Below are 12,727 nucleotides of genomic sequence, written 5' to 3'. Positions count from 1 at the left end.
ACCCGGTAGCCGGGAAGGAGCCCGTCCGCGCCCGCAGATCCCCGGTCAGCGCTGATCCTGGGCGTCGGTATGGGACTTGGGACTATCTGGCTTGTCCGGATGCCGATCGTATCGACGGTGCCCCATCTCCCGACGAACAGCTTCTATTGCCGCCGTGAGTGGCAGGAAGAATAGCCGTGGGGCCTCTCTGGCCGCCTTGATGAATTCGCGCATGAAAGCATTCATTTGAGATGCTCCTTCGATACGTGTGAAATCTGTCCGTAACAGTCAATCCATATGGTTCCACGACTGATGTGGATCGTCGCAGTAAATGTTTCCGGAAAACCATGAGTAGCTGGGATCGGTGTGCCAGTCGGCTCCCGAGTCAGGACGTCCCGACCAATCCCGTGAGTCGTCGTGAAGGCTTTGGAAATCGAAGTCGTCATGACTCAGGGCATGGGAAGTAACTTCGTTTCCCCGATCGAACGGATCAGCGCAGTCAAATCGCAGCACGTTGCCCGACGGCATTCCATGAAACAGGGGGGCGAGGAAAGAAAACATGGGGGCAATCAGTGTGACGACGATCGGAGCGAACGCCGTCTGCACAATGAGGTCGGCGACAAACTGGTTGATGTGGAAATGGGCCCAGACGATATCCAGCAGATCCTTGATCTCGATGAGTGCCGCCAGTGCCAACAGGCCGACGGGTGCGCGCATCCAGGACGGTACCCTGTTAAAACGGCGGCAGGACAGGATCAGCGGTTTCATTTCAGCCCCCCTTTGCATTGCATTTCGGCGTTGTTCTACTGAATATCCACTTCACATGTACATCGTCCAGCCGGGCAACCTCTTCCGGTGGATACCTCGCTGTGAGTTGACATGCTACGAATATCGTAGCAATCTATCGCCCAGATAGCTACGAATATCGTAGTCAACTGGTGGAAACGCAAACCGGAAAACAAGCACTGGACCTCGGGGCCTGAGAAATTGAAAAGCCGGAATCGAAATACCTCGCCGTGACGCACGGCTCACGCGCCTGACCTGACTCGCTGCGTCAGGTTTCTGGCCGCCCATCTGTTTTCATCCGTGCCGCGGACGGGATGCTGTCCGCCGCTGCGCGTCACTTTTTCCAATTCGGGGATTCACAATGAAGAAGATTCTGGCTGCCGTATCGATCACGGCTTCGGCTGTGCTGGCTGGTTGCGCCGTGAGCGCGGGCAATGAGGCGCTGAAGGACCAGAGTCAGACTTCGGTCGGCAGCTCGATCGTAGAGGGCAAATCGACCAGGGCTGATGTGCAGGCGGCGTTCGGTTCGGCGAACAAGGTGTCATTTACCGATACCGGCCTGGAAATCTGGAACTACGAATTCGACCACGCCACGCCCCAGGCCATCAACTATGTGCCTGTCCTGAATCTTCTGGCGCATGGCGCGAACGTGGAGAAGAAGACGCTGACGGTGCTATTCGACGAAAAGGGCATCGTCAAGAAATACACGTTCGCTGAAAGCAACAACGTGGTACGTGGCGGCATCGCCCAGTAAGGCTTCCGGCTACCCGGGAGGGCGGCCTCACATCCAGTCATCCGGCAGGGCGATATCGATATGAAGAAACTGCTTCTGGTCTGCGCGCTGATCACCTCGATCTGCGGCTGCGCAGTCAATACGGGCCCCCTCACGCAGGAACAGGTTGCCGCGAAGGTTGCGGTCAAGGTGGGTTACGCTGGTTGTAACGGCTGCAACATGGTCAGGACGTACGTCGCACCGCATCTGTACTGGAAGCAGTTCGTCAACGATCCGGATTTCCATGGCTGGCTGGATCTGAACTTGCAGCTGGCCTCCACAAACTACAACACCGCTGGCCACGCCCAGGCGTACCGGATTGTCGCGGGAGTGATCGCAAACGGCGGCTTTCAGAATGCCTGGATGACGCACGTTCCGGGCGATCCGCAAGACCGCTGCCCCAGTGATGCCGAGGTTGTGCACGGCTATCACGGATTCCATACGGGCAACGGCATCGAGTTCTGGCTTGTGAAGGACGACGGCACCTACGTGCCGCTGGGCCACGTGGCCGACAGCAATGGCGAGACGATCAGGGATCTGGAATGCTTCAGCAATGTCGGCAGCGGGGCATCGTGGACCCAGATGATCGATCTTCCTGCAAAGGTGGTGGAAGATGCCCGGCGCCAGAATCGCGCCATCCGGATTTTTGCCGGCCGTGCGTTGACGAAATACGAGTCGACGAGCGATGGATACAAGCCGGTCGCGGTCGCGCATACGGTTCGCAAGGGTGTGCTGATGGAATTCAGTCCCGACTACGTGGGCGGCTTCGCCGACGGCCTGAAGCGGCTCAGAGCCGCAATGCCTGCGGCAAGCTAAGGCGGATGCGTGATCGACCGGCAGCCATTGACGACGGCTTGAACACAATCGGGCCGTTTTAATGCCAGTTCGACGCCAGCTCGGAATGGGGCGCACCTTGCCCTCCAAAAGATTCCCCCGTGACAGCGCCACGGGGGAGCGGTTTCAATCTGCACTGGTCATTCGCCGAAGTCCCAGAATTTCGCCAGATGTTCGAAGATCTTTTCACCACCCCAAAAGTAGTGGTGAATGTTGGCTGAGCCAGCCAGCAAATCCATTCTCAGGACGCGCAGCACATCGTCAATGAGCGTCCGGTCCAGCATGCGCAGTTCCTGGACCGGAAGCGGAAAGCGCGTTGCATCGTAGAGACCAAGCAGGACCATGGCGATAACGCAGCTTTCCCCTGTGTCGCCCAGTGCGAACTCGTAGAGCCTGCGCAGGGCGACTCTCCCTTCGTCGATGAGACTCTGGTTGTGCGGGTAGCCGCGAAGGACCTTGTTCATGAACGCAGCAAACGGGTCGTGTGTCGACATTCGATTTCTCCATCAGGTTGCCGTAACAGCCCGGTATGTCGAACAACGATACATACGCTATGGATTCGAATTCTTTGGCCGGGCGTTGAAGAGGAGAAGACGAGATGCTCCGGCGCGAAGGCTGCCAGATACCGGGCTTGGCCCAAGTTAGAGAGTGGAGGGCTGGATAATGGACAGAAGCATGATTGCCATCGCACGTCGTCTGTTCCCTCGCGCACATGGCAAGGAAGCCATCGTCGCTTTGTCGGCTGTGGTCGCGGGCACGATCGGGGCGATCGCGACCCTGGTAACCCTCGTCATGCTGATCTTGGGGCGCTGAAGTGCTGGCGTCTGGTCAGTCAGGATCGGAAATGGTTGCGTTCGCGATCTGTTCAGGAAATACACTCAGGAAGGCCTCGCGTCGTTCTGCGTGTGTCAGGCCGTTAATGACGGGCTGATTGCGCAGAAACCGGACGTATGCGAGAAAAGAGCGTTCCGACAGTTGCGGTCCACTGGCTGGCCGCAGCCGCTTCCAGTCGCGCCGCAGTTCAGCGACAAGCTTGCCGACCTGACGGCGGACCAGGCGGAAACCCGGTTCAGCGTACAGCCGGTCGAGGAGGATTTCGGCGTCGGCATCCCGCAAGGCGCCATCGATTTCAATCTGCCGGCGCCGATCAGGGGACAATGAAACGATGCGGTGAATTCGATCGAGATATTGGTTGTAGCTGCGGTGGGTCAGCCGCCATGACCAGGTCTTGCCGTCGTGCACCAGTTCGTGCCGTTGATCTGGCGATTTCAGCCGCGAATGTGGATCGCGCAGATCCTGGAGCTGCTCGCGGTGAGTGACGAGACCAAGGCCCGCACTGACCAGCAACACCAGTCGACAACCCGCTGGCCATTCTCGTTTCGGGCAGTCAGTCGTACGCCATGAAGGCAGCTGCTGGCCTCACCGGCCAGCCGGTGTTTGTGCTTTGTCTGGCGACTGAGTTCTGTGCCATAGGCATCGGCGAATTTTTTCGTCAGCCGGTCGAAACCCGGGAGATCGGTCTGGCCCGCAGCGTAGAAGACATGCTGATGGACGGCGGCCTGCTGGAGGCGCTGCATGAAACGGATCTTGTCAGGATGGAGCATGATGCTACGCCGGAGACGATTTACATGATTATAAATTCGTATAACTAAAAACGTGACATATTAATTTACTTTTACAATTACCAATACGTGTTATGGACGATATGCGATACCGCGTGAGCCGAAGCTTCGCTGCGCGAATGTGCAATGCGATGCGTGCACTGCGCACTGCGATATGTACAGTGTGCAATGTACATACACTGGGTGAGAGACCGGTAAATCTGAGGTCAACGAGGACAGCATAAAGAGACATCATATGCGTCACGAGGGTTTGTGGTCGTAAAAATGGGTCGCCGAAGGCGACGTAATTAATAGAGGTTCCGATTTTTGAATTTATGCGCGAAAAAACGGCAGAAAACATGCTCAGATTTGTGCCTTTTTAGGTCGGAGGATTCTCGAAAATTCAATTCTAAAGCCATGCGGACTGGCGATCTTCGAGCGGGCCGAGGCCCTCGGCGGAGCATGCGAAAGTCGCGTCATGGATGTCAGCGCGAGTGCAAACCACTGACAGCTTTATTGCATAGCCCAGAGTTTGTCGCCCTTCCACGCCGCAAGTGCGCGTTGAGGTTATTACTCGAAGGCGACGACGGAGCCAACAAGGCGGTCGCGCTGCAGTTCACTGGGGTGGAATCCTACAAGTGCACTTTTCTGACCTTCCGTACTGCGGACATGTTCAACCTCGCGTACGCTTTCCGTTCAATCAGGAAAGCAGCCATGAGCGACGACACCGTAACGCCGACGGCAAAATCTATGCCCGCAACGTTGCGATCAAAGTGCTTGATGAATTTTCTGATGGCTGGGCAAGTCAATTTCAATATTTGCCTACGAAGGCAGTAATTTCGGCGTCAGAGGGATTTTCTTCATCAAGTGCTTCTTGCATCCCTTGAATCGGTGTTTGGGGGCGAAGATCGAGCTTGGGGAAGGGCTGACTATCGAGGTATTTGATGAGCGCTACTGAAAGATCCAAAATATTCACCCACCTGTCAAACAGTCCCAGAAGGTCAATTAGCTCCATCGTATCTACTTCGATAGTCTGGGCGTTTATGGCGCGCTTGCCCTTTGTGTTGTCAGAGATGACCTTTCGCTTGCTTGGCGTGTTCGCGGCGTTGAAGTTTGCAATTTCCTCTTGCAGCAATAGCAACGCATCATAGGCAGGTGTTTGGCAAAACGTATTTGACTCAAGATCGAACTCAAGAAACGTAGAGCGTGTCAGCGCCTGAGGGAGCACCACCGGGCGAAACTGACGACCAAACATTGCCACTGCGAGCATACTGATTCTGTCCCATAGAGCTACGCTCACTTGGGTAAGCGGCTCATCCCAGGAGTCAAGAGTGATGGGATGCGAATGATGGAATACGTCAATACTGGGTCTGGCGGAATAGGACGCACTAGGGCCAATCTTGACCATACATTGGCTCACAAACTGACGTAGCTCTTGGCGTAGCAGAGTGTGCGTTGTCATGTCCTCCAACGGAATGGACGAGAACAGTTGCCCATTTAGCGCATCCACGACATCCCTAAACGTGCTGAACTGATGAATCCAGTTCCCAGATGGCGCAGCACCTTGCCCGCTGACAGCACGCTTGGTTTCCGAATTTTTGCCAACTTCTGAGATAAATTTGCAGATGAACTCAGGGTCATCCATAAACTTACTCTCATGATTTTCAATGCCCTTTTTCGTTTCCTCATCCAACTTTGGCTTTCTAAGGCCGATGAAAGAGAGAAAGTCCCACTTTCGTATTTGCTCTTTCGCGCTTGCCGCTTTGAGGTGATTGTGTAGCTCACGCCGTGCCTCTTTCGCTTGCCACACTTCCGAGCGCACGAAGGTGAGGATTTTGAGTTTGCCCGCTTTGTGCAATTCGTAAGCCACCCGGTATTCCTGCTGCGTGATGGAAATCCGGTTCGGTTCGTCATACCATCCACCAACGCGAGAGCCGATGAGCAAAATGAAGTAGTCGGCCGAGCGCACCGCTTCCAGGCAGGCTTCGTAGGAGTGAGTATCCAACGGCTTTTTGAAGTCGTTGTATTCTGAGGCGAGCACCGTGAAGCCTTGCTCTTCAAGGTAAAACTTCAACGATGAGCGCAGGTCGTGAAAGTCGTAGATGGTGGAGGAAATGAAAACGGTAGGGCGTTGCATCTGGTCTTGGGTCTGATTGTTGTTTGCTGTGAGCGCTGTGCGGCCTCGGTGGCGCTCCAAATGATACGAGGCCGCAAAGATGTCGACTGCTAAGGTCACCGTCTCTCTTGGGTCGCTTTATGCCCTTTGCATGGAAGGCCGCGCCCGCGGCGATCGCCACGCTTGGTCGTCGGGCGCTAGCCGGCCCAATTTGAGACATCCGACACACCCCGCAGAATCGGCGACAATCACGACAAGCTAAGCATATTCCACACGATCATGTCCAATGACCAAAGAAACGTTTGCCAGCGATTCGGTGCAGAATACAGGCCGCCCGAGGCGAGCCAAAAGGTAGGAATTTCGCTTGCGTCCCTTGAAAATGTGCCGCTTCACGCGGTTCGGCTATCCCCGGAAAACGGTATATGCGGTTGGTATATTTATGGTGGCGAATACTCAACGGATGCGGACTTCTATCAGCCGCTTCATGTCGCCCACTTGGTCGAGCGCTGTCCGAACATCGTCCCTTACTTGGCACTGCCGCCGGGATGGCGTGTATTGCTTGCGCCGGACTATGAGGATGTCTGGTTCGATGGTGAACTGCTGAAGGATGTCACTGACAGCCTGTAACGGCCACCTAGCGACGTTCGACTAATGCAGCTGAATTGATGACAATCGACGATTGGGTGGCTCGGTCGAGGTCCGCCGATGGTCAGCAGACAGAAGCAGACTGCGCGAGAGCCACACCGACGGGCGGCTGTGAGCCCGGCGATCGACGTGTATTGGGCGGATTCAACCGGAAGGCGGAGAGCAAATGCTCGGCTTCTCCGCCATCTAATGTCGAGAGGCGAACCTACGACTTCTTCACATCCTTTGCCGCCGGCTTTGCCGCAGGGGCAGGCTTGCTCTGAACAGCGGCATGCGCAAGCGGCACAGCACCGGGCATCGAATGGTTCTGTGCAACACCCGGGTGGGCCGGCCCACCAGGATGTTCGATCGGCCCGTGCGCCGCTATCGCATGGTCGGGCAAGTGGCCGCCGTGATTCATCATGACCCTGTGAAGTTCGTCCCTACGATGGAAGACGTCTTCCCGATGATCGCCATGGGCGTAGAAGCGCCGGTGACGCACTCCGTCCGGGCCGACCACCCAGATATACGTATTGCCGCCGAATATCACCACATCGCGGTCGACAACGGTAGAGATGTAGATGTCAGTTGGCATCGGCTGATAAACCTCTTCGACCACCACGGGCGGCGGCGTTGGGGGCGGCGGAGTCAGTGCGCCCGCCAATACTTCGTTCACCTTGTTCGGATCGATAACGAGTTGGCCCTGCTCGTTGGTCGCACATCCCGCAAGGAACGTCGCGCAAGCGAACGACGCTAAGGAAATTCTCAATGTTGTTTTCAAATATATCCCCGGTTACTGGCATTTTTAAATGCTCTTTTATATAACGGCTGCTCAGCTACCGTCCTTGACGGTCCGGGAGGGATATTTATCTGATGAATATTACTCGCCGTTACGCGCTCGCGAATGTCCGCTACCTAGAAAATTGACTGGCTCTTGTGGGTCGTGTTATGCCTATTGCATCGCGCACGCGCCGGACGCGATCGCCGCGCTCGATCGTCGGGCGGTACGCGGCCATTTTGAGACCTTCAACTTGCTTCCGTGAACGGCCGCTGACCGTCGATTAACGGCCCTCCCAAAATCCGGCGACGGGGCGTTTGACCCGCGCAGTAACGCAGCTGTGACAGATACAGGCGGAGACCTGCATAACCAATAGAACGCGACAGCCCCCCTTTTTCGCGCGGACGCTACCTTTAACGCGATGCGCTCGGCAATCGGCTGGGTGATGCGGGCTCAGGGCATGAAGCAGGAAGCCGTCAAGCTCGCGCCGGCACTCGGACGCCGGGTACCGCGGTACCCGACATTGCGTAGGTGATAGCGATGCGCGGCTCGCGTGCAAGCACGAAAACGATGCCCTGCATGAGCAGGTCGTCTCGGCGATGCCGGCACGACGCAAGCTTTCCCTTTCACTACGTCAAGATTTAGTTTGCTTTTCGACGGCCTTGAGCGCATGGTAAAAAGATCCAGATGTACCTGACCGCCCTTTTCGCATCCGGACAGGCATCGGTTCATGACGGTCAGTATCGCTTAAGGAGCGCGCCATCATGACAATCCCCACTATCGAATACAGCGGGTACGAGCTACGTGCGTACTCTCACCAGATATTCCCCCTGCATCGTGATCCGTATGCCAAAGGACCGAGGCAGTTCTCATCGTTCGTACGGATCGACACCATTCCGTCCAGCGAAGTCAAGGCTCGGCGCTATGCAACGTTGTTCGACGCGGTAAGTCCCGCCACCGCGGGCGCCGCCATCGACCTCGCGATGCAATACGGCAAAGACATCGTCGATGGCAAGGTTGAGGCAACCGAACTATGACATACCGAATGCGAGTCAGCCGCAGCTGAGGGGAGCAGGTCATGCAATATCCGCTTTATGTGCACCGCGACGGCGATACCGGCTTTCGCGCCAGTTTTCCCGATCTTCCCCGAGCAGTTGCGTGTGGCCATTCGTTCGATGAACTGAAACGCAACGCGCAGGAGGTTGTCGAACTGATGTATGACCGCAGCGAGCAACTCATCCCCGCTCCCACCTGCAGTACTTCGGAATTGCAATCGCTCGACATGGACGATGGGCGTGGGATCTGGATGTTCATCGAGATCAATCTGGCACGGGTTACCTCGAAAGCCGTGAGCGTTCAATTCAGTCTGCCCGAGAGTCTGCGGCAGCGAGTCGATGCTGCAGCAAAAGAACGTCACTTGACGCGCTCCATGTTCATTGCGCTAGCTGCCGTACACGAACTTGAGAACCGATACGAAGGGCAATTGTCCTGTACGCCGGTTTCCCGGTGGGTGTTCGTGGACGGATGACACCGCTCGCGCTACGACGGGCGTCAGGAATCAAACCCGAACTTACGATGTGTCGCGTCGTCCCCACTATCGAGGCCGGCGCCAACCGCCTGTTGGCGAACCAGTTTTTTCCATAGTAGGAGTGCATCATGATCGATGACCAGGTAAATGCCGAAGAACTGGCAGAAAGCAAGAGACAGAGAGAGGCCGCGGCGAATGCGACGGATGATGGCATGCCGGTGGCCCCCGAAGATGAAAAGTGGGTCGTCGATGGGACTCAATACAGAGGGCCGAAGCAATGGGTCAGGCACGCAAGGAAATTGCTGGGTGCTGGAAGCGGCTTTATGCGACCTTGAACGTCGGTGATTCATAAGAAGATATTGTTCCGCCCTGAGCGGCGGAAGCGGAAGAACCGGCGAAGCGTTGGTTTTTTTGCGGTGGCGCGGCATCGTCCCGGAACGAGGGCCATAACGGGGGCTCTAACGTCAGATCTGCTGGCGCAGGTATGACAAGAACGGGTACGGTACCATACCGCGATCCAGGCGAGGCAGCATAGATTTCGACGTGAAGCCCGCGCGCGCCAAGCCATCCACGGCTCGTGTGACAGGTTCGGGTCGCCCCACACCCTGTGCGGTAGCGCGGAGACATGTCAGCCCGGCCGATACAGACTTGATCCGTGATACCGAATCACCTTTGCAAGGATCCTGATATCGCGCTACCAATTCGAAGGAGACCTGACGCATCTCGAACGGATCATTCCGTTACTTGTGCACAGAAATCCCCTCGCGCTATCGTACTGGCGGCGTCGCGTTTCGTCGCTATCGCCGCAGCAGGGTCTGCTTCCCGATGGAACCAGGCGCGTAACCAGACTGCTTAACGTATTCGATGCAGTCGAGCGCGCATTGATATCAGGCAAGGCCACCGCCCGACGGTCACCGGGATGAACCGCGACGCGATTACGTCTCGGTCACAGCGTCTTCAAATCCGGCAACAGGCGCTCGACTTCCCGCTTCATCACGGTGCAGCACTCGCAGACATGCCTGATGTAGCGGGAGGCTGCGGTGACGCCTCTCAAGACCGCGTAGACGGGTTCCGGAGTAGCGGAACGGGGCCTGCTCACGATGGCGGGCGAAGTGAATTTCCGCCCGCATCGCATCAGATCACCGAGACCATATCACTCCTTCCCCCCACCGTTGATCCCGCTTCCACTTCGCCATACCTGCTTTCCCCGCTCGGAGAGCTCGCCGCAACTATGCTCCGCGTCGGCCTCCGTCCCTTCTATCGCCATTTCGCCGCCGGCCTGTTCCTGTGCCTTTTGCTTCTGCCTGTGCCGCGCTGCCATGGCTTCATCATGCGACCTGCCTGCGTAATTCATGGTCATTTCGCCAGCTCCTCCAAAAAGTAGTCTTTGCAACCTGCCAATCTGCCCAGCGCGCGTCATTTCTGGAGCGACAATCCCAATTCCTTGCGTAGCCTGTCCAATACATGGTGTTCATCCATCCAACGGATCTCCCGCTTGCGCAGAAGACTGCGCCTGTATCGCCGCAGCGACACGCCGAACATCAGCGCCAGCCCGACCGAGATGCCCCACATTGCGTACGTCATATCATCCTTTTCAATCTGTTCTCGCTTTACATCAGGCGACAGACCGCACGATAGAGAAATAGCTCGCGCGCGCCCCAGCGTTTCCAAAAATCATGTTGAATCACTCAGTGCTTATGGCGCAACCAGTCCTTGGTCGGATGCGCGTCTAGCCAACGGGTAACCGGCTCGTCCTTGTGTTCTCGCCTGTACCGTGCCGCTGCGAATATCGCGACGCATAGCAGCACCACGATTCCCACTACAAACTGATCATTGACTGGCTCATGGCAGCCCCCATTGCGGTCAGACGCATGCTTATATTTTAGGTGACCAGAGAAATAGCAGGAGCCATCTTCATTCAACGCTCCTTGTTTCGTGCGAACCTCGCAGCTGCATAGTGCGAGACAGGTGCGACGCTACTCAGCGGGTCCAAGGATGACGTCCACAGCGGCCTGGCCGGCGATCTCCGAAACAAAGTAGGCCCAGCGGCGCGAAAACGGACCGCCTCGTATCTTGATGCGCTCGCCGAGCGCCACCACCCCAAGGGGCCTGATGGGTCCTTCAATGCGAAACCAGGCATCGAACATGTCCGCCGACGTGGGCAGCAGATCCACGTGAATCTCGAATCCGCGATATTTAACGGTTCGTTGCATGCAGATCTCCGGTTCCAGCACTGTCGTAAGACGGGCAAATCAATGGTCAGGATGTCTTTCTTGACCAGCGCCGTCAGACGCACATCGCCCGCATCTCTTGCGGCGGCCGCTGGCGCGAGATCCACGTCAGAAACAATCTGGAGGCGTGGCGAGCCGGCACATGCCTGGGCGCTGGGCACACCATCCGGGCCAGCACGGATCGTCCGTACGAGTCTTATTGCAGGCGGGACGTTGCCCAACTACGGCGTCGAATCCATGCTCGCTTCGCAATCCCGCCGGAACGGTGGCACGAATGACCGCTGCACCTCGGACGCTGCTGTTGAGGTGGCGCCTGGACGAGCAGCCGATTCAGGCTACCTTGCTCTAAATGCAGCACAGGCGATGGTGGCACCCCTGATCGCCGTCAGAAGCCAAGCGGCGTCGCTCCCATAAAGGCGTATAGGGCGCTCTAGGAAGCTGGGAATTGGCAGATCCGGAAGCATTCTCGCGACAGGTCCGTAGCTCATGAAATCGGATATCGATTCTGCGGACCGCCGACATACAGCTTCTTTGCGATTTCGATAACCTTTTCGCGAAACTCGTCAAAAGCACCAAGCACCGACCGCTCGTCGGATCCAACGCCAGGCTGCAGATTTCTGAGCATGGCGTCGTCGACCATGAAGGTGATTTCGCGCGACTTGTCGTACCCCCAGAAACATACGCAATGTCGGGAGGCATCGTAGCTACGGCTGGGGTTGGGAAATTGAAGCACCGCGATCAGCTTTTCGCGCACACGGCCGAGTAGCGCCACTTACTGGCATTGGGGTCGATCGTGGCGTAACTGACGCGTCTTTTCTCTGCTCTCAGAGCATCCGCTGTGTCAAGTATATGAGCACGCGTCCTGCATTCGATGGCGTACTCGCTCTCGCTGCCAATTGCAGCCGAAGCAGGTTTGAGTTGCGATCGCATGATGGAACCCCGAAGCTGGAGGTCGCTCATGGGCGACCGGTTTCCCCACTGTATACCCTTTGGCTGGCACCGACGTCATTATTTACCTGAAATCCTTGGAGTTCAGTTTTCCGAAACGTTATACAAGTCGACCTCGAAGAATTCGCTCGGACGGCGACCGCCGATCGCTTGTCCAGCGCCTTTTGCTCCGCCATACGCAGGCGCTGATCACCCAGATGGCGACGACACCGCCGTGTGTAGCCGATACGATTCGATTGACCAGCAGTTGAGCTGGTGGCGGCTGCTCAGCATCGATCGCCTCTCATCAAACGAAATGAAAACGACCCAGGAACTGATCGCCCATATGCTGGGCGTGTGCCGGTCCGGTGGAACCGGGGCCGCACTGAAACTGCAGATGCTGGGCTGATCCGCTACAGCCATGGCCACATCGAGATATTAGGGTCTGTTTACATTTGACGAAATGTGTTTACATCTTGTTTTTTGCAATTGCAAGACGGGATGATTCGCACGTTACTAAGCGACAAGGTATGGAAAAAAGATCGAACCCA

At 56.6% G+C, this 12,727-nt stretch carries 18 protein-coding genes and 1 pseudogene; 9 read left to right on the top strand and 10 right to left on the bottom strand.

Features of this window, described 5'->3' with window-relative positions; all coding sequences use genetic code 11:
* Positions 1-45 precede the first annotated feature (45 nt).
* Together HDG39_RS00095 and HDG39_RS00090 are read right to left on the bottom strand one after the other, a co-directional pair.
* Positions 46-225, bottom strand: a complete 180-nt coding sequence (locus tag HDG39_RS00095) for a hypothetical protein (RefSeq protein ID WP_184002256.1) — start codon at positions 223-225, stop codon at positions 46-48.
* Between the two features lie 42 nt (positions 226-267).
* On the bottom strand, positions 268-747 hold the full coding sequence (locus HDG39_RS00090) for a hypothetical protein (RefSeq protein ID WP_184002254.1): 480 nt from the start codon (positions 745-747) through the stop codon (positions 268-270).
* A 379-nt stretch (positions 748-1,126) separates the two neighbouring features.
* On the opposite strand from HDG39_RS00090, the gene HDG39_RS00085 reads away from it, so the two are divergent.
* The gene (locus HDG39_RS00085) at positions 1,127-1,519 is read left to right on the top strand and encodes an SEN1984 family lipoprotein (RefSeq protein ID WP_184002252.1); all 393 of its coding nucleotides are present in this window, start codon (positions 1,127-1,129) and stop codon (positions 1,517-1,519) included.
* Between the two features lie 60 nt (positions 1,520-1,579).
* Positions 1,580-2,353 carry a hypothetical protein gene (locus tag HDG39_RS00080; RefSeq protein ID WP_184002250.1) on the top strand — a complete coding sequence of 258 codons (774 nt, stop codon included), beginning with the start codon at positions 1,580-1,582 and terminating at the stop codon, positions 2,351-2,353.
* A 158-nt stretch (positions 2,354-2,511) separates the two neighbouring features.
* Here HDG39_RS00080 and HDG39_RS00075 read toward each other — a convergent pair whose 3' ends face one another.
* Entirely contained in the window at positions 2,512-2,865 is a 354-nt protein-coding gene (locus HDG39_RS00075) for a DUF7673 family protein (RefSeq protein WP_184002249.1), read from the bottom strand.
* Between the two features lie 181 nt (positions 2,866-3,046).
* Here HDG39_RS00075 and HDG39_RS00070 point away from each other — a divergent pair, with 181 nt between their 5' ends.
* On the top strand, positions 3,047-3,184 hold the full coding sequence (locus HDG39_RS00070) for a hypothetical protein (RefSeq protein WP_184002248.1): 138 nt from the start codon (positions 3,047-3,049) through the stop codon (positions 3,182-3,184).
* Between the two features lie 15 nt (positions 3,185-3,199).
* Here the strand turns inward: HDG39_RS00070 and HDG39_RS00065 are convergent, their stop codons facing one another.
* Entirely contained in the window at positions 3,200-3,721 is a 522-nt protein-coding gene (locus HDG39_RS00065) for a hypothetical protein (protein ID WP_184002247.1), read from the bottom strand.
* A 50-nt stretch (positions 3,722-3,771) separates the two neighbouring features.
* Between HDG39_RS00065 and HDG39_RS00060 the strand changes: the two genes are divergently transcribed.
* A complete protein-coding gene (locus HDG39_RS00060) occupies positions 3,772-4,023 on the top strand; it encodes a hypothetical protein (RefSeq protein WP_184002246.1) in 252 nt (83 codons plus the stop codon).
* 760 nt (positions 4,024-4,783) lie between these two features.
* On the opposite strand, the gene HDG39_RS00055 is transcribed toward HDG39_RS00060, so the two are convergent.
* On the bottom strand, positions 4,784-6,208 hold the full coding sequence (locus HDG39_RS00055) for a DUF4062 domain-containing protein (protein WP_184002245.1): 1,425 nt from the start codon (positions 6,206-6,208) through the stop codon (positions 4,784-4,786).
* 159 nt (positions 6,209-6,367) lie between these two features.
* Between HDG39_RS00055 and HDG39_RS00050 the strand changes: the two genes are divergently transcribed.
* Entirely contained in the window at positions 6,368-6,715 is a 348-nt protein-coding gene (locus HDG39_RS00050) for an immunity protein Imm33 domain-containing protein (RefSeq protein ID WP_184002244.1), read from the top strand.
* A 223-nt stretch (positions 6,716-6,938) separates the two neighbouring features.
* Here the strand turns inward: HDG39_RS00050 and HDG39_RS00045 are convergent, their stop codons facing one another.
* Entirely contained in the window at positions 6,939-7,493 is a 555-nt protein-coding gene (locus HDG39_RS00045) for a hypothetical protein (protein ID WP_221305563.1), read from the bottom strand.
* A gap of 761 nt (positions 7,494-8,254) precedes the next feature.
* On the opposite strand from HDG39_RS00045, the gene HDG39_RS00040 reads away from it, so the two are divergent.
* From HDG39_RS00040 to HDG39_RS00030, 3 genes are all read left to right on the top strand, one after another.
* Positions 8,255-8,527, top strand: a complete 273-nt coding sequence (locus HDG39_RS00040; protein ID WP_184002243.1) for a hypothetical protein — start codon at positions 8,255-8,257, stop codon at positions 8,525-8,527.
* Between the two features lie 41 nt (positions 8,528-8,568).
* Positions 8,569-9,018, top strand: coding sequence for a type II toxin-antitoxin system HicB family antitoxin (locus HDG39_RS00035; RefSeq protein WP_184002242.1), 450 nt, complete (start codon positions 8,569-8,571; stop codon positions 9,016-9,018).
* 128 nt (positions 9,019-9,146) lie between these two features.
* Positions 9,147-9,353: a hypothetical protein gene (locus HDG39_RS00030; protein WP_184002241.1), complete on the top strand. Its 207-nt coding sequence runs from the start codon at positions 9,147-9,149 to the stop codon at positions 9,351-9,353.
* An 818-nt stretch (positions 9,354-10,171) separates the two neighbouring features.
* Here HDG39_RS00030 and HDG39_RS00025 read toward each other — a convergent pair.
* The 4 genes from HDG39_RS00025 to HDG39_RS00010 form a co-directional block, all read right to left on the bottom strand.
* Positions 10,172-10,378: a hypothetical protein gene (locus tag HDG39_RS00025; RefSeq protein WP_114163770.1), complete on the bottom strand. Its 207-nt coding sequence runs from the start codon at positions 10,376-10,378 to the stop codon at positions 10,172-10,174.
* Between the two features lie 56 nt (positions 10,379-10,434).
* Positions 10,435-10,590, bottom strand: coding sequence for a hypothetical protein (locus HDG39_RS00020; protein WP_184003237.1), 156 nt, complete (start codon positions 10,588-10,590; stop codon positions 10,435-10,437).
* 404 nt (positions 10,591-10,994) lie between these two features.
* Complete coding sequence (locus HDG39_RS00015) at positions 10,995-11,231, bottom strand: hypothetical protein (protein WP_184002240.1); 237 nt, start codon at positions 11,229-11,231, stop codon at positions 10,995-10,997.
* A gap of 502 nt (positions 11,232-11,733) precedes the next feature.
* Positions 11,734-12,021 carry a DUF1488 family protein gene (locus tag HDG39_RS00010; RefSeq protein WP_184002239.1) on the bottom strand — a complete coding sequence of 96 codons (288 nt, stop codon included), beginning with the start codon at positions 12,019-12,021 and terminating at the stop codon, positions 11,734-11,736.
* A gap of 325 nt (positions 12,022-12,346) precedes the next feature.
* Here HDG39_RS00010 and HDG39_RS00005 point away from each other — a divergent pair.
* Positions 12,347-12,617, top strand: a pseudogene (locus HDG39_RS00005) (cyclic nucleotide-binding domain-containing protein); the annotation flags it as partial.
* Between the last annotated feature and the right edge of the window lie 110 nt (positions 12,618-12,727).

It is taken from the genome of Paraburkholderia lebeckiae (assembly GCF_014201005.1).
GTDB classification, from domain to species: Bacteria; Pseudomonadota; Gammaproteobacteria; order Burkholderiales; family Burkholderiaceae; genus Paraburkholderia; species Paraburkholderia tuberum.
Note: the sequence above shows the minus strand (reverse complement) of the source record. Positions and strands in the feature narration are given on the sequence as shown.

Bases quoted from the DNA above. Each gene is read 5' to 3' on its own strand.
- HDG39_RS00095 (WP_184002256.1), bottom strand. From the start codon at position 225: ATGAATGCTTTCATGCGCGAATTCATCAAGGCGGCCAGAGAGGCCCCA.
- HDG39_RS00090 (WP_184002254.1), bottom strand. From the start codon at position 747: ATGAAACCGCTGATCCTGTCCTGCCGCCGTTTTAACAGGGTACCGTCC.
- HDG39_RS00085 (WP_184002252.1), top strand. From the start codon at position 1,127: ATGAAGAAGATTCTGGCTGCCGTATCGATCACGGCTTCGGCTGTGCTG.
- HDG39_RS00080 (WP_184002250.1), top strand. From the start codon at position 1,580: ATGAAGAAACTGCTTCTGGTCTGCGCGCTGATCACCTCGATCTGCGGC.
- HDG39_RS00075 (WP_184002249.1), bottom strand. From the start codon at position 2,865: ATGTCGACACACGACCCGTTTGCTGCGTTCATGAACAAGGTCCTTCGC.
- HDG39_RS00070 (WP_184002248.1), top strand. From the start codon at position 3,047: ATGATTGCCATCGCACGTCGTCTGTTCCCTCGCGCACATGGCAAGGAA.
- HDG39_RS00060 (WP_184002246.1), top strand. From the start codon at position 3,772: ATGAAGGCAGCTGCTGGCCTCACCGGCCAGCCGGTGTTTGTGCTTTGT.
- HDG39_RS00050 (WP_184002244.1), top strand. From the start codon at position 6,368: ATGTCCAATGACCAAAGAAACGTTTGCCAGCGATTCGGTGCAGAATAC.
- HDG39_RS00040 (WP_184002243.1), top strand. From the start codon at position 8,255: ATGACAATCCCCACTATCGAATACAGCGGGTACGAGCTACGTGCGTAC.
- HDG39_RS00035 (WP_184002242.1), top strand. From the start codon at position 8,569: ATGCAATATCCGCTTTATGTGCACCGCGACGGCGATACCGGCTTTCGC.
- HDG39_RS00030 (WP_184002241.1), top strand. From the start codon at position 9,147: ATGATCGATGACCAGGTAAATGCCGAAGAACTGGCAGAAAGCAAGAGA.
- HDG39_RS00025 (WP_114163770.1), bottom strand. From the start codon at position 10,378: ATGACCATGAATTACGCAGGCAGGTCGCATGATGAAGCCATGGCAGCG.
- HDG39_RS00020 (WP_184003237.1), bottom strand. From the start codon at position 10,590: ATGTGGGGCATCTCGGTCGGGCTGGCGCTGATGTTCGGCGTGTCGCTG.
- HDG39_RS00015 (WP_184002240.1), bottom strand. From the start codon at position 11,231: ATGCAACGAACCGTTAAATATCGCGGATTCGAGATTCACGTGGATCTG.